This is a genomic window from Sagittula sp. (genome assembly GCF_052825245.1).
Genome location: NZ_JBRBWD010000006.1, coordinates 1 through 17,201 on the forward strand (window position 1 = coordinate 1; position 17,201 = coordinate 17,201).

The window sequence follows — 17,201 nt, forward strand, 5'->3', positions numbered from 1 at the left end:
CAACAATCGCCGCCTTCTCGAACCCATCGGGAACATTCCGCCCGCAGAGGCCGAGGCAAACTTCTACGCTGCTCGGGAAACATCAGGCATGGCCGCGTAACTAAGACAAATCAGCCTCCGGCAAACCCGGCGCGGTTCAAACCTTGCCGGGAGGCGCTTTGGTGTGCCGCGTTCAGCGCGGACATGTGTCACGTTCGTTGCACCCTGCCTGCGCCCGTCCGGGGGCCGACCGTCACGGCCCGCAAGAACGCTTGCGGGGTGCAGAGGCTCTGGCCCTTCGGTCATCGAACGCGGTGCCGAACGGTTGCCCGATCAGCAGCCGGTGCCGTGGACAACCACGCGCACTGTCTTCAGCAGGACGCGGAGGTCCGTGACGAAGGACAGGTCGCGCAGGTAGTCGGTGTCGAAACGGGCGCGCTCGGAGAAGCTCGACTCGTTGCGGACCGAGGTCTGCCAGAAACCGGTGATGCCGGGGCGCAGCGAGTAGTAGGCGGTGCCCGGGTAGATCTCGCGCTGGTTCAGCATCATCGGACGCGGACCGACCAGGGACATGTCGCCCACAAGAACGTTGAGGAGCTGCGGCAGCTCGTCGATCGAGGTCTTGCGGATGATCCGCCCGATCGCCGTGATCCGCGGGTCGCGGCGCAGCTTCTGGGTGAGATCCCATTCCATGCGCGCTTCGGGATTGGCGGCGAGGTAGGCGCTGAGCTGGGCGTCGGCGTCCGGCACCATGCTGCGCAGCTTCCACATGCGGAAGGTGCGGCCGTTCCGGCCGACCCGCTGCTGGCTGTAGAAGGGCCCGTGCCCGTCTAGCATGACCAGGCCGGCGAAGATCAGGGTGAGCAGGACGGCGGGCAGCGCGACCAGCAGGACCAGCGCAATGTCGAGCGCGCGTTTCAGCACGTCGCGGTACGGGGTGGCCCCAATGTTGCAGAAAAGCGTTTCGTCAATCAGCGCTTCGAATTTCGCCGTCGGCAACGGCTGACGAATATGCAGTGTCATGATGACCTCCTGTGCGTCGTGAAAGACGGGGAGGCACACCAGCAGTGATCCAGTTTTTCGGCATAGCTTCGCTGTCGCGCAGAATGCGCGTTACACAACACCGGGCCGTTTCAGGCGACGGTCAGATTACCGATAACATTTCAAGGCAGATCGCAGCAGACGTACCTCAATACTCCCAAAGTGGAAGCACCAACCCCCAAGTGCCGTGGAAAGTGGAACTGGGCAGAAGTATGTCAGAACCACGCGACAAGGCTCTTATGCCCCCGGGCTAAAATCCGGTCAACAAACGCTTTTTCATACACTTTCTGGTTGATCTGGCTTGTTGGGAAGCGCCCGAAAACACCCGAAATTTCGCATGATTTCGTCTACACGATTAGGTTGCGTGGTATCCTAACGAGTATCATCGAAGTGGTATTTTTTGGGCCTTACGTCGCAAAAGGATAGGTCAAATTTCACGGACGAATATGACGCGATTGCGCGTCATCAGTTGACAATAATCCGGTCAATATATGCAGTTTTGCGATACTGTCATTCTGCTTTGCGGCGTGGAGGCAGGATGGATCGGGAAATCGTTTCCCGTTTGGAAACCTGCCCCCGGGTAAAAGCCCGTCTGGGGGCCTGAAACGTGCCGATCGCACACAGTTGACCGAACACCCGTAACGCGCGCGTGATCGAGGGGTGTAAAACAATTCCCGGGAGAGCACTTTTGATCACGGAATGTTACAGAGGCCCGGAATGCGTGAGAATCGGTGCCCGAATCGCACCCGATCTCCGCCGCATTTCCGCCCGAATCTGCCCTTCGGCTGCCTTTTTCCCAGTTCCGCAGGGGCCAATTGTGGCAAGCCTCCGCCGGGGGCTGAGTTGAAAGACCTGTGGCCTGCGGATATGTCGTCCCAGACAGTTTCCACCGCGAGGGGCGCGCTGACATGGCCAATCACCTGCACCACGGCGATCTGCCCGACGACCTCGACCTCGGGCCGGTGGTGGCGATCGACTGCGAGACGATGGGCCTGCATCCCCACCGCGACCGGCTGTGTGTCGTGCAGCTGTCGGCGGGGGACGGGAATGCGCACCTCGTGCAGGTGGCGCGCGGCCAGACCGAGGCGCCCAACCTCGCCCGGCTGCTTGCGGACCCGGACGTGCTGAAGCTGTTCCACTTCGGGCGGTTCGACATCGCCGCAATGTACAATGCCTTCGGGGCGCTCGCCGCGCCGGTCTACTGCACCAAGATCGCCAGCCGGCTGGTGCGGACCTACACCGACCGCCACGGGCTGAAGTCGCTGACCCAGGAACTGCTGGGCGTCGATATCTCGAAACAGCAGCAGTCGTCGGACTGGGGGGCGGAGACGCTGACCGACGCGCAGAAGGACTATGCCGCCTCGGACGTTCTGCACCTCCACCGGCTGCGCACCGTGCTGGACGCGATGCTGGAGCGCGAGGGCCGGACGGAGATCGCCCAGGCCTGTTTCGACTTCCTGCCGGCGCGGGCAAAGCTGGATCTGGCAGGCTGGCCCGATACGGACATCTTTGCCCATGTCTGAAACCGCATCTTCGCGAAGGTCTGACCGCCAGGCGCCAATGCCCCGTGCCGCGTCCGCCGTCTGGCGCCGCCGCAGCGCGGGGGCCTGAGCCATGGCCCGGGCGAGCGGGGGCTATTCCCGCCTGATCGCGTGGCTCAAGATCCTCCTGCCGATCGCCGCGCTGGCGATGCTGTCGACGATCTTCCTTCTGGCCTCCGACCGGGAGGTGCTGGAGAACGTGCCCTTCGCCGAGGCGCTGCGGCAGGGCGAGACCGCCACCGAAGGGGTGTCCGATCCCTATTACTCCGGCACCACGCGCGACGGCGGCCTGCTGACCATGACGGCGCGCCGGGCCTGGCCGCTGGAGGATGGCGACATCCTGGCCGATCGGTACTCTGCCCGGATGCAGATGGAGGACGGATCGGTCATCCAGCTCGACTCCAGCAAGGCGACGATGCGGGAGGGCGAACGGAAGGCCTACCTCGACGATGGCGTTCGCATTGAAAGCTCGCTGGGCTATGTCCTCACGACGAACGCGATGGTCAGTGCGCTCGACTCCGTGAACGCCGAAAGCCTCGGCCCGGTGGAGGGCAACGGACCGGCGGAAGAGCTGGAGGCGGGCCGCATGGTCATTGCCCCGGCGGACGAGGATGGCGCGGTGCAAATCCACTTCACCGGCGGCGTGAAGATGATATACCGGCCCGCAGACAAGGAAGTTGACGAATGACCAAGGCATTTTTCGCGGCGATCTGCATGGCCCTTATTCCGGCCATGACGCTGGCGCAGTCGCAGGTGTCTTTCGGCGGGGGCGGTCAGGACACCAGTGCACCGGTCGAGGTCACGGCGGATTCCCTGTCGGTGAACCAGTCGGACGGCACGGCGCTTTACACCGGCAACGTGGTGATCGTTCAGGGCGACATGCGTCTCGCCGCGCCGCGCGTGCTGGTGATCTATTCCGAAGAGCGGTCCGAGATCACCCGGATGGAGGCGACCGGCGGCGTCATCGTGGTGCGCGGCGAGGAAGCCGCCGAAGGCGAGCGCGCCGACTACAACATCGATGACGGCCAGATCGTGATGTCCGGCAACGTGCTGGTGACGCAGGGCGACAGCGCGATGACCTCCGAACGGATGGTGGTCAACCTCGAGGACGGCACGGCGCAGATGTCCGGCCGCGTGAAGACCGTGTTGCAGCAGGGCAGCCAGGACGGGGGCCAGTAACGCGGATGTCCCCACCTGACTTGCGACTGACCGAAGGCGACAGCGGCCTGCGTGTGAGCCACCTGCGCAAAGCCTACCGGAAGCGCGTGGTGATCCGCGACGTGACCATGCGGCTGGACCGGGGCGAGGTGGTCGCCCTTCTGGGCCCGAACGGGTCGGGGAAGACCACGTCCTTCTACGCCATCGCGGGGCTGGTGAACCCCGACGCGGGCGAAGTGCTGATCGACGGGCACGACGCCACCTACCTGCCGATGTACCGCCGCGCCCGGCTGGGCATCGGCTACCTGCCGCAGGAAATGTCGATCTTCCGGGGACTGAGCGTCGAGGACAACATCGGCGCGGTGCTGGATATCTCGGAACCGGACACCCACAAGCGGCGCGAGCGGCTGGAGGAGCTGCTGGGGGAGTTTTCCATCGAGCACCTGCGCCGCGCGCCTGCGCTGGCGCTGTCGGGCGGCGAGCGCCGCAGGGTGGAGATCGCCCGCTGCCTTGCCGCCGATCCGAAGTACCTGCTGCTGGACGAACCCTTTGCCGGGGTGGACCCGATCAGCGTGGGCGACATCCGGCACCTGGTGGCGGACCTGAAGACGCGCGGCCTTGGCGTGCTGATCACCGACCACAACGTGCGCGAGACGCTGGAACTGGTCGACCGGGCCTACATCCTGCACGACGGGCAGGTGTTGATGTCGGGGACCCCGGAAGAGGTGGTGCAGAACGAGAACGTGCGCCGCGTCTACCTGGGCGACAATTTCCGCCTTGTGTGACCCTGTGGCGTGCCGCGGCGCAGCATCCTTTGCCCCGTGCACGAAAAATTCGCAAATCTGTCGTATGAGCGTCGGCGGACGCCCGGATTTGAACCACTCTGTCACTCCGGTTTGCATTGACACACGAGGGGCTTTCCACCTCAAATGGCAACATGGTGCTCTGTATTGCGGCATGTCAGATCTTCCGACTCCCGGCTTTCCGGGTCGGAAGCGCGCTGACCGCATGCGGGCGCCTTTCCTGAACCGGCACCTTTCCGGCCGGGGGTATGGCGCCCCCGGAGGAAGTGTCTGGTGATAAGAGAGAAGGACGGATCATGCGTTACCAGATCACGGGCAAACAAATCGACATTGGCGAAGCTTTGCAGACCCACGTTCAGACCGAGCTTGGCTCGGTGCTGGAGAAGTATTCCCAGCGCCCGACCGACGCGACCGTGATTTTTTCCAAGGCGGCCCATGAGTACGTGTGCGAGGCCGTCGTCCACCTTTCGAGCGGGCTGAATGCCGCTGCGAAGGGCCATGCCACTGAAATCTATGCAGCTTTCGACGCCTGCACCGAGAAGATGGACAAGCAGCTGAGGCGCTACAAACGGCGTCTGAAGGACCACCACAAGGACCGTACGGAACCTGTTGAATTTCTCGGGGCCTCTTCGTATATCCTCGCGCACGATGGCGCAGACGACGCTGCCGAACCCGAAACGCTTCAGCCGATCATCGTGGCGGAGATGGAGACCAAGATTCCCTCCCTGTCCGTCGGTGAAGCCGTGATGCAGATGGAACTGGCCGGCGCCCCGGTGCTGGTGTTCCGGAACGAAAAGAAAGACGGAGTGAATGTCGTCTACCGGCGCGACGATGGCAACATCGGCTGGATCGATCCATGATCCGTATCCCGTGTTGACCGGTAACCGATTTTCTCCAGAGGCTGGATGATGAAGTTTAGCAATCTGCTGAAACCGGATGCCGTGAAGGTCATGGGCTCCTGTTCGTCGAAGAAGCGGCTGATGCATGACATCGCCGACCTCGCCGAAAGCGCCCATGGCCTGCATGCCCAGCGGGTCGTCGAAGCCCTGATGGAACGGGAATCGCTGGGGCCGACGGGTGTCGGCCACGGCGTCGCCCTGCCGCACGCGCGGGTGTCGGGCCTCGACGAGGTGCTGGGTGTGTTCATGCTGCTGGAACGGCCGATCGACTTCGACGCCGTCGACCGGCAGCCGGTGGATCTGGTGTTCTCGCTCTTCGCGCCCGAAGAGGCGGGGGTCGAACACCTGAAGGCGCTGGCGCTGGTGTCACGCACATTGCGGGACGCGGGGCTTTGCACGAAGTTACGCGCCAATCCCGACCCGGCCACCCTTTTCACGATCCTGACGGAGTTCGAGACGGTCAAGGCCGCCTGAGCCCGCGACTGCCGGCAGGACGGGACTCTGGCTTCGCCATTCGCCCTCCCGCCGGCCCTTCAACCCGAATGTCCCATCGGCCCAAGCTGCCTGATCGGCGGCACGTCGAAACGTGGAATTCAGGTATTTGGACCAAGATGAAGATGCACGCGCCTCGCCCTTCATCTTGGCGGAAATACCTCGGGGAGCGCGAGGGGCGGAGCCCCTCGTACCGCTGACGCCGAATGCGTCAGCCCCAGGTATCGAAGCCGAAATTCAGGTAGTCGCGTTGGTAGGCGTCCTGGGCGAGGGCTTCGATCTCCTCGTCGTAGATCTGGGCGAGGCCGAAGGGGGCCTTGTTCGGGACGGATTCGGGGTCCGGCGGGGCGGGGTGGCCGACCTGCATGGCGAGCGCGGGCAGGTAGTCGGCGGCTTCGGTTTCGCGGACGATCATGTCGGGCAGGGTGAAGTCGCCCATGCCCTGGATGGATTGCGCCTGTGTCGCCCAGTGGCCGTCGACGCGGACGGCGGTCTGGCCGGAGAGGTTGGCCTTCACCCAGCGCAACCAGGCGGTGAAGGCTTCGCGGTGGGCGTTCACGTCATAGTCCGCGCCGGGTTCGCCTTCGGGGATCGGCAGGGCGTGCACGCGGCGGAGCGTCTGGCGGATGCCCCTGAAGCTGCCCTTGCCGGTGGAGAGGATCTTCGAGCAGAAGGCCTCGTGCGCGCGGGCGAGCGGGTGGCGGATCACGGTGAAGCTGCGGTGGCCGGGGCGTTCGCGTTTCCAGGCGCGCAGGCTGCCCTGGGTGAAGTCGCCGGTGAGCTGTCCGGGGTTCACGTCGTCGAGCGCCGCCATCCAGTCCGTCACCATGGTTTCCGGGCCCGAGCGGATCGGCATGTAGAGGAGCGGCGTCCTGGCGCAGGCGAGGTAGCCGGGCACGACCGGGCCGCGGCGCGGTTCGAAGTTGGGCGTCCGCGTCAGGTTGAAGCTGTCCTGCCGGGAGAGCGCCTTCTGCATCTCGTCGAAGTTCTCGACCTTTTCCGACAGCGGTTCGGGGTTCTGCCGTTTCAGCGCGGTGTTCAGGCTGTCGAGCTGCGCATTGCAGCCGAGCCAGCGCGCCAGCCCGTTCATCACAGCCACGTCCTGCAGGTCCTCGTAGGCGACGTAAAAGGCCGTCTGCGCCGTGGTCTGCAGGGCGTTCAGGAGTTTCACCTGGAAGGCCTGCAGCCCGTTCACATGCGCCTCGAACTCGCGCGCGTCGAAGCGGGCCTTCGCCTCCTTGCGCTTCTTAACGTTGGTCAGTTTCCACTGGCCGGTGGTGCGGGCGATCTTCCACGACACGTAGCTGTCGACCGGGTTCCGGGTCAGGACGATCTTGGCGATCTTCGGGTCGGTCAGCAGCGTGTCTAGGATGCGCGGGTCGTGGTCGTGGAAATAGCGGAAGCCCCCCAGCCCGCCGGGTGTCGCCATGCGGATCTGGGTCAGCAGGCATTCCGGGTCGCGGTCGCGTTCCGACTGCACGATGCCCAGCACGTCCGTGGCGTTGGGGTAGCCGATGAAATGCGGGTTGAACGCCTCGCCAAAGCAGGACAGCCCGTCGAAGGCGTTGAGGTTGGCTTCGAGGAAATTCGAGCCGGTGCGCATTTCGGCGAAGACGACGAAGCAATCGAACTTGGGCATGGATTATTTCTTTACGAGGTAGGGTTTGCGCGTGGTGCCCCGGCTGTTGCGCGGGGCGGGATCGACGGGGAAATCGCCCATCAGGTAGGGGTGCATGCCCTGGTTCTTGAGGTTCTGCAGGAACTGGCCGAAGCCGGTCAGGTCTTCAAGCCTCGGCGCTTCGGCCAGTCGGCGCAGGGATTTCTGTCCGATCTCGTCGATGATGACCTGCAGCGGCTCCATCGGGCTTTCGATGAATTCGGCCATGGACCAGATGCGGATGCGGGCCTTCACGTCCGGGCTGCGCAGCGTGTCGAGCATCCGGCTTTCGACCTTCTGGAGGCGCGCGGCCTCCGCCCGGATGTCGGCGAAGTTGGCGTTGGACTTGAAGAGCGGCACCGCCCAGGCGCCGGAAATCACCGAGATCTGGGCGTTGGGGTCGCGCGACACCGGCCAGAGGATCTGCGGGTTGTCGCGGGGGCCGTACTGGAAGCACTGGCGTTCGCCGCGGGTGTTCCAGATCAGGTTGGTCAGGAAGGCGCGCGGGTTGGCGTCGCGCAGCCTGGCATTGTCGGAGAGGGCGCCATTGATGAGCGTCTGGCCGCCGGTGAACTCTGCCCGTTCCGGGGCGTAGAGGTGGCCGTGCACCTGCGCGCCGGTGGCACGGGCCAGCCATTGCTCGAAGTCGATGAACAGCTCGGAAAAGCCCTGGAAGACGGAGTACTTGCCGGCGGTCACGCCGTTTTCCCAGCCGTAGTTCGGGAAGCGCGACTGCATGTAGAGGCCGGGGCGCCCGCGGGTCCTGCGGTCCACCGCCTTGGCGAAGATGCGGTCGATCTTGCCCGGGTTGGGTTCCTGCCGCGACATGGCGCGGTTGGGGTCGGTGAGGAAGGCATCGTAGAGCCGGTCGGCGTGCGGCCAGATCTTGCGCGCCACGAAGCAGTCGGAGCGGCGCAGCAGTTGCAGGTGGTCGTCGTAGAAGATGTGCGGCTTGCCTTGGAAATCGAACTTCGACAGCGTGAGCGAGCGGCTTTCGATCTGTGTGGAATAGACCCGCGCGAGTGTCTGGAAATAGCTCTCGTCCGGGATCCAGACGTGTTTGAAGTACGCGTCGTAGCGCCGCCGCTCCGGATCGCCGAGGATGGCCGACAGCGTCTGCCGCGTGAGGCACCACCACTGAGAGCCCATGTGCGGGATGATGCCGTTGGGGATGTGGCGCTTGTAGCCGGTCATGCGCTGCAGCTCGACGAAGCTGTCGAAGAGCATCCGGTTCTTGCGCCAGGAGAAGGGGAAATGCAGCGTGAAGCGTTCGTGGTCGAGCCCGCCCACCGTCCACGGCACGTCGGCGGTCGTGGCGCTTTCGATGAAGTCGGTGCGGGGGCGCTCGGCGAGGTAGCTGGTCAGCTCCTCCACCGGGCGCAGCGGCAGGCAGGAGCCGGAGGCGAGGTAGACGTGGCGCACTTCCTCGAAGCTTTTCAGCATCAGTTCGGACGCGTCCTGCGAGGCGGCGACCAGGCCCCAGGTGCCCCATTCGCAGCGGTGGCGTTTCGAGAAGAGGATGCCCGGTGTCTGCGACAGGCGTTCGCGGAAGGCGTTGTAGCTGGCGCGGGGGACGGCGCTGTCGACGTGGATGACCACCGGGCAGCCGCCCTTGGCCCAGTGCAGCGCCACCTGTTCGGCCCGGTCGAAGGCGGTGTGGACCAGCATCACGATGCCGACGCTCATGCCCAGTTCCCCTTGGACATGATGCCGAGGATCTCGAGCTGGCGCCAGTTGATGTACTTCTCCGACCACTTGCACCAGAGGTCGGGGTTCTCCTTCACCCCTTCGGCGTAGGCGATGTATTCGCGGGAGGCGCCGTAGTGCTGGCGGCGCTCAAGCTCTTCCTCGGCCTTCTTCGAGAAGGTGTCGAGGAACTTGGTGTGCAGGAGCACGCCCGACGCCTTTTCGCCGCCCCATTCGTCGTAGATCAGGTTCAGCCCGCGCGGCAGCAGGTTGTGGGTGGAGGACATGTAGGCGTACTTGCGGTCCCAGCGGACCAGCGGGATCTTGTTGAGGGCGGGCGCGGCCTCCGGCATCTCGGTGAAGAACATGCGGGCGCGGGGGCCGCCCTGGATCCAGAGGTTGCCGAACTGCGGGTTCTTGGAGATCGTGTAGTTGCCGGCGTCGAACCAGTTCGCGATCTCCAGCGGGTCCTGCCCGGCGCTGTAGGGATAGAGGTCGATCCGCCCCTTGGGATACATGTCGAGCAGCATCGCCGAGAACGACTTGATCGACGAGGCATCGAGCCAGTCGGTCAGGGCGCGCAGGGGCCGGGTGTCGCAGAACGGGTAAAGCAGAAGCTCGTCGGGATCGACGGTCAGGCACCAGTGGTCGTGCCCGTACTTCATCAGCAGCCAGTTCATCCAGTCCACGCCGAAACGCGACCGCTTGTAGCTGGCGCGGGTGGTCCAGACCGACACGTCCGGCTGGCGGCGCAGGTAGTCGAGCGAGCCGTCGTCGCTGTCGTTGTCCACGAACAGGAAGTGGTTCACCCCCATCTCGCGGTAATACTGGAGGAAGTACGGCAGGCGCACGCCCTCGTTCCGCTGGGTGGAGAACAGCAGCAGGTCGGAGGGGCGGATGTCGGCTGTGCGGTCGGCTACGGGCCTCAGGTCGCGGCGTTTACGGAACGCGCGAATACGGCAGCGTCGCCTCCGCAGCCGCAGCTTGTATGACTGCCAAGCACCCAACGTCTCTTGCCCTTCTCATCGGCCGGCGTCCCGGTCGAATGCCTCTGCTCCGGCTATCAGAGGTGCGTTAAGACTGCCTTGAAATGGTCGTCCCACGTCGGGGGCACCATGGGGGGCTGCGTCGCAACGCCTGCCTTGTGGTCTTGTGCCAGCTTCCTGATCGCCTCGATCCATAGATAACTGTCATTGACGTTCGCGTAAACGGGATAATCTCCCAGCACTTCGCGGAAGATAGGGAGGTCGTTGCAGATCACCGGCACGCCCATCACCGCGGCCTCCAGCGGCGGCAGGCCGTAGCCTTCGGTGAAGGACGGGAAGAGCATCCCGGCAGAGCCCTTGACCAGCGAGAAGACCTCCGCATCGCCGAGGTTGTTGTACTCGAACACGCGGGGCGGCTTCTGGTCGAGACGTGCAAAGACGTCCTCGCTCATCCAGCCCCGCCGCCCGATGATGACGAGATCGGCGTCGGGGATACGGTCCCAGATGTCCAGCAGCAGCCTGTGGTTCTTGCGGATCTCGATGGTGGAGAGGATCACGAAATAGGGGTTCTCGCCCGGCGGCGGGGCGGGCTTCACGTCGTGCACGGGCACGTCGATTCCCAGATGCCCGGTCACGGTGCGCGGCGTGCGCGGGGCGGCACACCGCAGGACGTCGTCCTCCGTCACTTTCGAGTTGCACAGGATCACATCGGAATAGTCGATCATGCGGTCGAAGAAGTCGGCGAAGCGCTTGCCGTTGCGCTCGTCGCAGAACTGAGGCCAGTCGAGCGGGATGGTGTCGTGCAGCATGGTCGCGATCGTCGGCTGGATGGTGCGAAGCGCGTCGAGGAACCGGCGGGTGGCCGTGGTCAGGCCGACGTTGAAGTAATGCGTGCCCTTCGGCAGGTGACGCCCCAGCATCTTCGGCAGCCGGGTCGAGCGGCAGCGGGCCAGTGCAACACGGCGCACGTCCGATTCCGCCGCCGCACGGTTTTCCGTGTATTTCCGGCGGAAGCGTGACAGCAAGTCGGGAGGGCCCCACCGGTTGTCCCGCACGCGGTCGCGCAGGTCGGCCATGCCCGCGCGGTCCAGAAGCAGATAGCCCACGGCGGTCCGCAAGATGGCGAAACACGGCACCGACGAGTCTTTGACGAAATAGTCGAGATAGGCGTATTCAACGCGGTCGACGCCGGTCAACCGGTCGCCGGCCCGCGAGACCAGGCGCGTCACCTCGAGGAGACGCGCCTGCCCGATTCCGTCATTTTTCATAGTGCCCGTTCCGGTGCCACCGCCACGCATCCGCGATCATCTGCGGCATCGTGGATCGGTGCGCAACCCAGCCCAGTTCTTCCTGTGCGCGGACAGAGCCGGAGACCAGCTTTGTCGCGTCACCGGCCCGGCGGGGGCCGTCGGAAGAGGGGACCTCGGCGTTGGTCACGGTGCCCGCGGCGGTGATGACCTCGCGCACGGAAAAACCCTTGCCGGTGCCAAGGTTGAACACCCGGCTGCCCTTGCCGTCCTTGAGCCACTTCAGCCCCAGCACATGCGCATCCACGAGGTCGCAGACATGCACGTAGTCGCGGATGCAGGTGCCGTCCGGGGTGTCGTAGTCGGTGCCGTTCACCGTCAGCGCCGGGCGCTGGCCGTCGACGGCCTCGAGCATGACGGGGATCAGGTGGGTTTCGGGGCGGTGGTGTTCGCCGATCTCGCCCTCAGGATCGCCTCCCGCCACGTTGAAGTAGCGGAAGATGACGTGGCGCAGGCCGTACGCGGCGCCGAAGTCGCGCAGGATGTCCTCTACCGCGCGTTTCGACGCGCCGTAAGCGTTCAGCGGCTCCTGCGGGGTGCTTTCGTCGAGCACGACATTGTCGTGCTCGCCGTAGGTCGCGCAGGTGGAGGAGAACACGAAGTCGAGGCAGCCGGCGGCCACCGCCGCCTCGATCAGGGTCAGCGAACCGCAGACGTTGTTGCGCCAATACATGCCGGGCTTTGCCATGGCCTCACCGACTTGGCTGAGCGCCGCGAAGTGCATGACGGCCGCGGGTTCGTACTTGCGAAACACCTCGTCCAGCCGGGCGCGGTCCATCAGGTCACCCTGTTCGAAGGGGCCGAACTTCACCGCGTCCTGCCAGCCGGTGACAAGATTGTCATATGTCACCGGCGTAAAGCCTGCAGCCTTCAGCGCCTTGCAGGCATGGCTGCCGATGTACCCGGCTCCGCCGGTAACCAGAACGTTCGTCACGGTCTTATTCGGCGGCCTTGCGGGTGGACATCAGTTCCTGGAGATAGCCTTCCAGCTCTTCGCGGAGGTCGTCGCGGGCAAGGCCGAAGGCGACCGTCGCCTGGAGGAAGCCCGCCTTGGAGCCGCAGTCGAAGCGCTGGCCGCGGAAGCGGAAGCCGTAGACGCCGCCGTCCTCCTTGCCGATCTCCTGAGCGATGGCGTCGGTGAGCTGGATCTCTCCGCCGGCGCCGGTCTGCTTCGCGTTCAGGTTCTTGAAGATCTGCGGCGACAGGATGTAGCGGCCGATGACGGCCAGGTTGGACGGTGCGTCCTTCGGTTCCGGCTTTTCGACCATCCCCTTCACCTTGACCATGGAACCCATGTCTTCCTCGACGTCGAGCACGCCGTAGGCCTTGGTCTTTTCCTGCGGGACTTCCATCGCCGCGACCATGTTGCCGCCGGTTTCCTCGTAGGCCTCGACCATCTGCTGGAGGCAGGGCTTTTCGGAGGCGATGACGTCGTCGGGCAGCATGACCGCGAAGGGTTCGTTGCCGACCAGCTTGCGCGCGCACCAGATCGCGTGGCCGAGGCCGAGCGCCTTGTGCTGGCGGATATAGGCGATCTCGCCGGAGTCCATGTTGGTGGACTTCAGGATGCTCAGCAGCTCGTCCTTGCCCTTCCTCTTCAGCTCCTGTTCGAGCTGCGGGGCATGGTCGAAGTAGTCCTCGAGCGCGCCCTTGCCGCGCGAGGTGACGAAGATGAATTCCTTGATGCCTGCTGCACGCGCCTCATCGATGGCGTACTGGACCAGCGGACGGTCCACGAGCGTCATGATCTCCTTCGGCACGGACTTCGTCGCGGGCAGGAAGCGGGTTCCGAGGCCTGCAACCGGGAAAATTGCCTTGGTGACCTTTTTGGGCATCCGTATGCTCCTTTTTTGCTATCGGATGGTCATTTCGAAATCGGTGTCTTGAGGTTGACCGGACCTTCGCGTGCAACCAATGAAAACGCCAGTAGTTTGGTTCCAATTTATGGCACATTTAGTGGGGTGACGCCAATAAATGGGCACGTTAACCACGAACGTTTTGTGTCCGAAGCACTTCTGAGTCAACCCTGCGTTGAAAACTCCAGGCCTGCCAGATACGGCCTTTCCGGAGGCTTCGCCCGAACAGTCCGCCGGTCTGTTCCCAGACGCCGGACTCGGTAAAAGCCACGCGGTGATAGCGGCTTCCGGGGCTCATTATATAGAGTGAAACGATGGCCCCTTCGGCGGCTTTCGCGGCGGCGGTCCTGCGCAGAGACGCCGCCTGCCAGATGTGTCCGGACAGCCGGATGCGCGGCGCGCCGGGCCGTCCGGGATAGGGCAGGAAACCCTGCGCGGCGCGGGGGATTTCGGGGCAGCGGTCGAGGATGCGCTCCGCGCCTTCGCGTCCGCCGCGCCGGAGTCCGCGCATCAGGCGCCGGACGTCCAGCGGATCGAGCGGCCCGCGCTGCATGTAGCCCAGAAGCCGCGCGCGCTGGTCCCCGACGAAGCGGTCCCATGCGGTGGCGCGTGCCTCTTTCGGACAGTGCTTGCGGAGGAACGCCTGCTGCGAGGCGCCGATCTCCGTCAGGTCGCGCGGGGTCCGGTCGGGGGCGCGGCGGGCGCTTTCGGCAAAGCCGTGGTGCACCTGCGCGAGCGGAACGATGGCCGTCGCCAGCCCGCGCCGCGCCAGCCGCAGGTTCAGGTCGGTTTCGTCGAGGTAGAAGCGGAACGCGGGATCGAAGCCGCCCATCCGGGCCAGCACGTCCCGGCGCAGCGCCATGTTGGTGCCCTCGGTCTTGATCGCGCGGCCGGGGGTGGGGTGCAGCACGGTCGGCTGCGTGTCCGACACGTCGAGCGGCGTGGCCTGGCCGGTGGCATCTACCGTGCGTGCGGTCCACTGGAAGGTGATGCCGTTACGCCCGATCACGAAGCCCCCTGCGGCGGCGACCTCTGCGATGTCGAACGGCGCGGCGAGGTGGGTCAGCCAGAGCGGTTCGGGCACGGCGTCGTCGTCGATGAAGGCGACGATCTCGCCGGCGGCGCGGGAAATCCCGAGATTGCGGGCCGCCGAGATGTTGGGTTCGTCGTAGGGGACCTGCTTGATCAGGTCCGCATCCGCCCGCTGCGCGAGCGCCGCCAGCCCGGCAGGGCAGGTGACGACGATGACCTCGAAACCCGGATAGTCGAGTTGCGAGATGCCGGTCAGGCAGCGCATGAGGGCAGCGGGCCGGTGCCTGCTGACCACCACGATGCTGACCGGCAAGGCCATGGTCAGCCCTTCTTCAGGTCGACCCCGGGTGCGAAGGCGATGAAGAACGGGTTGGCGAAGCCGTCCTTGCCGTAGGACAGCGCGGAGTGGTCGTCGAAGCGCACGACCTTGCCGCCCGCACCCGCAAGCACGGCGTGCCCGGCGGCGGTGTCCCATTCCATCGTGCGGCCGAGGCGCGGATAAAGGTCGGCCTCGCCGGTGGCGACAAGGCAGAACTTCAGCGAGGAACCGGCGGAGGTCATGTCCTTGACGTTGTACTGCGCGATGTAGTCGTCGGTGGCCTGATCACGGTGCGATTTCGAGGCGACGACCATCAGCGAGTCGTTGTTCGGCTCGGTCACGCGGATCGGCTTTGTCTCGCCCGGGGTGGCGGGGTCGAAGGGGCCCATTTCCTCGACCGAGTGGCCGACGGAATTGGTGTAGAACATGCGGCCCTTGGCAGGGGCATAGACGACGCCGCGCGTGGGCACGCCTTCCTCGACCAGCGCGATGTTCACGGTGAAGTCGCCGCGGCGCTTGATGAACTCCTTGGTGCCGTCGAGCGGATCGACGATCAGGAAGGTCATGGCGGAGGTGTCATGCGAGGCGGCCTGCTCCTCGGTCACGAGCGCCACGTCGGGGAAGACCTCGCGCAGCCCGGCAGAGATCAGGGCGTCTGCGGCCTCGTCGGCCTCCGTCACGGGGGAGGCGTCCGACTTCGTCTTCACCTCGAAATCGGGGGAGTCGTAGATTTCCATGATCTTGTCGCCCGCTTCGAGGGCGAGGCGGCGCATGACGGTCATCAGTTCCGAATAATTCATGGAAAGCTCCTTTGGCGCCCCGGTCCCGCGTCCGGCGGCGATTTATTGATTTGCAACGCTACTGGCCTTATGCTGCCGTTTACAAAGAACGGCAAGGATGCCGCACGATATGGCAGAGCAGAGCGCTGCAGAATGCACGCGCATCACGGAGCAGGCCTATGTTTCAATCAACAACGCGACCGAAGTCCAGTCTGGGCTCGGCGTTGAACATCGCCGAACTGGTGTATCACAACTCGGTTCGCGCGGTGCGGAAGGCGCATGGCAACGCCTTCATGGCGATCTTCATGAACATGCTCCAGTCGATCATCTTCGTGCTGGCCTTCTACTTCATGTTCCAGATCATGGGGATGCGCAGCGCCGCGCTGCGGGGCGACTTCATGATCTACATCATGACGGGCGTCTTCCTCTACATGACGCACACCAAGACGATGGGCGCGGTCGCCGGATCCGAAGGGCCCGCCAGTCCGATGATGCAGCACGCGCCGATGAACACGGCCATCGCCATCGCCGCCGCCATGGTGTCGACGCTCTATATCCAGGTTCTGTCGCTGTTTGCGATCCTCTTCGTCTACGACGTGGCCTTCAACCCCTTCGTCATGCAGGAGATCTATGACCCGATCGGGTGTCTCGCGATGCTGTTGCTGTCGTGGTTCTCGGGCGCGGCGATCGGCATGGTGGTGCTGGCGGTCAAGCCGTGGTTCCCGACGCCGGTCAGCATCCTGTCGACGGTCTACCAGCGGGCCAACATGATCGCCTCGGGCAAGATGTTCGTGGCCAACACGCTGCCGGGATACATGCTGGTTATGTTCGACTGGAACCCGTTGTTCCACACCATCGACCAGTCCCGCGGCTATGCTTTCGTGAACTACGTCCCGCGCAATTCAAGCTGGGAATACGCGTTCTACCTGTCTATCGTCCTGGTGATGATCGGGCTGATGGGGGAGTTTTACACCCGCAAGCATGCCTCGGTTTCCTGGGGCGCGCGGCGCTGAGGACTGCTGCGCCCCGGCCTATGGGAGGGCAGGGACAATGCGCGGATTTCTGGCAATTCTGGTAACGCTCTGGACGGCGGTTTCGGCCGCGGCGCAGGACGGGTCGCTTCCGGCGCTGCACCGGGTGACCGGCGTGGCGGCGGACGACGTGCTGAACGTGCGGGCGGGGCCTGCGGCGGATACGGAAATCGTTGGCACGCTGGCGCCCGGTGCGACCGGGGTCGAGGTTATCCGGACAGAGGGCGGCTGGGGCCTCGTGAACGCAGGCGAGCGGGCGGGCTGGGCGGCCTTGCGGTTCCTGGAGGCGGAGCCGGGCGGCACGCTGGCCGAGGCCGGCGCGCTTGGCTGCTTCGGGACGGAGCCGTTCTGGAACCTGCGGATCGCGCCGGGCGCGACGGCGGTCCTGACCTCGCCGGAGAACATGGAGGGCGACGGCTACGGAATCGGCGGGCTGAGCCGGATGCCTTCACCGCTGGAGAAATACCTGGTGGACGGCAGCGGGCCTGCGGGCGCGGTCACGGCGATCATCCAGCGCGCCGAATGCAACGACGGCATGTCGGACCGGGCCTTCGGGCTGGATGTGTCCGTGGTGCTGTCCGGCGAGGGCCGGCGGGTGCTGTCGGGCTGCTGCACGCTGGGCGAGTGAGCCGCCG

General features: G+C 64.9%; 17 protein-coding genes. 8 read left to right on the forward strand and 9 right to left on the reverse strand.

Going from position 1 to position 17,201, the window contains the following annotated elements; translation table 11 throughout:
• Nucleotides 1–312: 312 nt before the first annotated feature.
• Nucleotides 313–1,002 (reverse strand): sugar transferase, encoded by a 690-nt coding sequence (locus ACU0DV_RS00730; RefSeq protein ID WP_446242351.1) that lies wholly within the window; start codon nt 1,000–1,002, stop codon nt 313–315.
• A gap of 926 nt (nt 1,003–1,928) precedes the next feature.
• On the opposite strand from ACU0DV_RS00730, the gene ACU0DV_RS00735 reads away from it, so the two are divergent.
• From ACU0DV_RS00735 to ACU0DV_RS00760, 6 genes are all read left to right on the forward strand, one after another.
• A complete protein-coding gene (locus tag ACU0DV_RS00735; protein ID WP_100928865.1) occupies nt 1,929–2,543 on the forward strand; it encodes a ribonuclease D in 615 nt (204 codons plus the stop codon).
• A gap of 91 nt (nt 2,544–2,634) precedes the next feature.
• Complete coding sequence (locus ACU0DV_RS00740) at nt 2,635–3,249, forward strand: hypothetical protein (RefSeq protein WP_100928866.1); 615 nt, start codon at nt 2,635–2,637, stop codon at nt 3,247–3,249.
• Entirely contained in the window at nt 3,246–3,740 is a 495-nt protein-coding gene (lptA, locus tag ACU0DV_RS00745; protein ID WP_100928867.1) for a lipopolysaccharide transport periplasmic protein LptA, read from the forward strand. The genes ACU0DV_RS00740 and lptA overlap by 4 nt, the downstream gene beginning before the upstream one ends.
• 5 nt (nt 3,741–3,745) lie before the next feature.
• Nucleotides 3,746–4,504: an LPS export ABC transporter ATP-binding protein gene (gene lptB / locus ACU0DV_RS00750; protein WP_446242350.1), complete on the forward strand. Its 759-nt coding sequence runs from the start codon at nt 3,746–3,748 to the stop codon at nt 4,502–4,504.
• 314 nt (nt 4,505–4,818) lie between these two features.
• The gene (hpf, locus tag ACU0DV_RS00755; RefSeq protein ID WP_100928869.1) at nt 4,819–5,382 is read left to right on the forward strand and encodes a ribosome hibernation-promoting factor, HPF/YfiA family; all 564 of its coding nucleotides are present in this window, start codon (nt 4,819–4,821) and stop codon (nt 5,380–5,382) included.
• A 48-nt stretch (nt 5,383–5,430) separates the two neighbouring features.
• Nucleotides 5,431–5,895, forward strand: coding sequence for a PTS sugar transporter subunit IIA (locus ACU0DV_RS00760; protein ID WP_100930931.1), 465 nt, complete (start codon nt 5,431–5,433; stop codon nt 5,893–5,895).
• Nucleotides 5,896–6,124: 229 nt separating this feature from the next.
• On the opposite strand, the gene ACU0DV_RS00765 is transcribed toward ACU0DV_RS00760, so the two are convergent.
• The 8 genes from ACU0DV_RS00765 to cysQ form a co-directional block, all read right to left on the reverse strand.
• Nucleotides 6,125–7,552, reverse strand: a complete 1,428-nt coding sequence (locus tag ACU0DV_RS00765) for a nodulation protein NodH (RefSeq protein ID WP_446242349.1) — start codon at nt 7,550–7,552, stop codon at nt 6,125–6,127.
• A gap of 3 nt (nt 7,553–7,555) precedes the next feature.
• Nucleotides 7,556–9,256, reverse strand: a complete 1,701-nt coding sequence (locus tag ACU0DV_RS00770; protein WP_100928871.1) for a DUF5927 domain-containing protein — start codon at nt 9,254–9,256, stop codon at nt 7,556–7,558.
• Complete coding sequence (locus tag ACU0DV_RS00775; protein WP_100928872.1) at nt 9,253–10,263, reverse strand: glycosyltransferase family 2 protein; 1,011 nt, start codon at nt 10,261–10,263, stop codon at nt 9,253–9,255. Before ACU0DV_RS00775 ends, ACU0DV_RS00770 begins: the two co-directional genes overlap by 4 nt.
• Before the next feature lie 56 nt (nt 10,264–10,319).
• Nucleotides 10,320–11,510: a glycosyltransferase family 4 protein gene (locus ACU0DV_RS00780; RefSeq protein ID WP_446242348.1), complete on the reverse strand. Its 1,191-nt coding sequence runs from the start codon at nt 11,508–11,510 to the stop codon at nt 10,320–10,322.
• Nucleotides 11,500–12,483, reverse strand: a complete 984-nt coding sequence (gene galE, locus ACU0DV_RS00785) for a UDP-glucose 4-epimerase GalE (RefSeq protein WP_446242347.1) — start codon at nt 12,481–12,483, stop codon at nt 11,500–11,502. Before galE ends, ACU0DV_RS00780 begins: the two co-directional genes overlap by 11 nt.
• A gap of 4 nt (nt 12,484–12,487) precedes the next feature.
• The gene (gene galU / locus ACU0DV_RS00790; RefSeq protein WP_100928875.1) at nt 12,488–13,384 is read right to left on the reverse strand and encodes a UTP--glucose-1-phosphate uridylyltransferase GalU; all 897 of its coding nucleotides are present in this window, start codon (nt 13,382–13,384) and stop codon (nt 12,488–12,490) included.
• Nucleotides 13,385–13,532: 148 nt separating this feature from the next.
• Nucleotides 13,533–14,756 carry a glycosyltransferase family 2 protein gene (locus tag ACU0DV_RS00795; RefSeq protein ID WP_446242346.1) on the reverse strand — a complete coding sequence of 408 codons (1,224 nt, stop codon included), beginning with the start codon at nt 14,754–14,756 and terminating at the stop codon, nt 13,533–13,535.
• Nucleotides 14,757–14,758: 2 nt separating this feature from the next.
• Nucleotides 14,759–15,556 carry a 3'(2'),5'-bisphosphate nucleotidase CysQ gene (cysQ, locus tag ACU0DV_RS00800; protein ID WP_283981867.1) on the reverse strand — a complete coding sequence of 266 codons (798 nt, stop codon included), beginning with the start codon at nt 15,554–15,556 and terminating at the stop codon, nt 14,759–14,761.
• 158 nt (nt 15,557–15,714) lie between these two features.
• Between cysQ and ACU0DV_RS00805 the strand changes: the two genes are divergently transcribed.
• A complete protein-coding gene (locus ACU0DV_RS00805) occupies nt 15,715–16,548 on the forward strand; it encodes an ABC transporter permease (protein WP_100928878.1) in 834 nt (277 codons plus the stop codon).
• Between the two features lie 37 nt (nt 16,549–16,585).
• Entirely contained in the window at nt 16,586–17,194 is a 609-nt protein-coding gene (locus ACU0DV_RS00810; protein WP_446242345.1) for a COG3650 family protein, read from the forward strand.
• Nucleotides 17,195–17,201 lie beyond the last annotated feature (7 nt).

What these genes read in the sequence shown, in the direction of transcription:
- ACU0DV_RS00760 (WP_100930931.1), top strand. Translation starts at nt 5,431, where the DNA reads ATGAAGTTTAGCAATCTGCTGAAACCGGATGCCGTGAAGGTCATGGGC.
- ACU0DV_RS00770 (WP_100928871.1), bottom strand. Translation starts at nt 9,256, where the DNA reads ATGAGCGTCGGCATCGTGATGCTGGTCCACACCGCCTTCGACCGGGCC.
- cysQ (WP_283981867.1), bottom strand. Translation starts at nt 15,556, where the DNA reads ATGAATTATTCGGAACTGATGACCGTCATGCGCCGCCTCGCCCTCGAA.
- ACU0DV_RS00735 (WP_100928865.1), top strand. Translation starts at nt 1,929, where the DNA reads ATGGCCAATCACCTGCACCACGGCGATCTGCCCGACGACCTCGACCTC.
- ACU0DV_RS00765 (WP_446242349.1), bottom strand. Translation starts at nt 7,552, where the DNA reads ATGCCCAAGTTCGATTGCTTCGTCGTCTTCGCCGAAATGCGCACCGGC.
- ACU0DV_RS00805 (WP_100928878.1), top strand. Translation starts at nt 15,715, where the DNA reads ATGTTTCAATCAACAACGCGACCGAAGTCCAGTCTGGGCTCGGCGTTG.
- ACU0DV_RS00780 (WP_446242348.1), bottom strand. Translation starts at nt 11,510, where the DNA reads ATGAAAAATGACGGAATCGGGCAGGCGCGTCTCCTCGAGGTGACGCGC.
- ACU0DV_RS00795 (WP_446242346.1), bottom strand. Translation starts at nt 14,756, where the DNA reads ATGGCCTTGCCGGTCAGCATCGTGGTGGTCAGCAGGCACCGGCCCGCT.
- ACU0DV_RS00730 (WP_446242351.1), bottom strand. Translation starts at nt 1,002, where the DNA reads ATGACACTGCATATTCGTCAGCCGTTGCCGACGGCGAAATTCGAAGCG.
- ACU0DV_RS00740 (WP_100928866.1), top strand. Translation starts at nt 2,635, where the DNA reads ATGGCCCGGGCGAGCGGGGGCTATTCCCGCCTGATCGCGTGGCTCAAG.
- lptA (WP_100928867.1), top strand. Translation starts at nt 3,246, where the DNA reads ATGACCAAGGCATTTTTCGCGGCGATCTGCATGGCCCTTATTCCGGCC.
- galU (WP_100928875.1), bottom strand. Translation starts at nt 13,384, where the DNA reads ATGCCCAAAAAGGTCACCAAGGCAATTTTCCCGGTTGCAGGCCTCGGA.
- lptB (WP_446242350.1), top strand. Translation starts at nt 3,746, where the DNA reads ATGTCCCCACCTGACTTGCGACTGACCGAAGGCGACAGCGGCCTGCGT.
- hpf (WP_100928869.1), top strand. Translation starts at nt 4,819, where the DNA reads ATGCGTTACCAGATCACGGGCAAACAAATCGACATTGGCGAAGCTTTG.
- ACU0DV_RS00810 (WP_446242345.1), top strand. Translation starts at nt 16,586, where the DNA reads ATGCGCGGATTTCTGGCAATTCTGGTAACGCTCTGGACGGCGGTTTCG.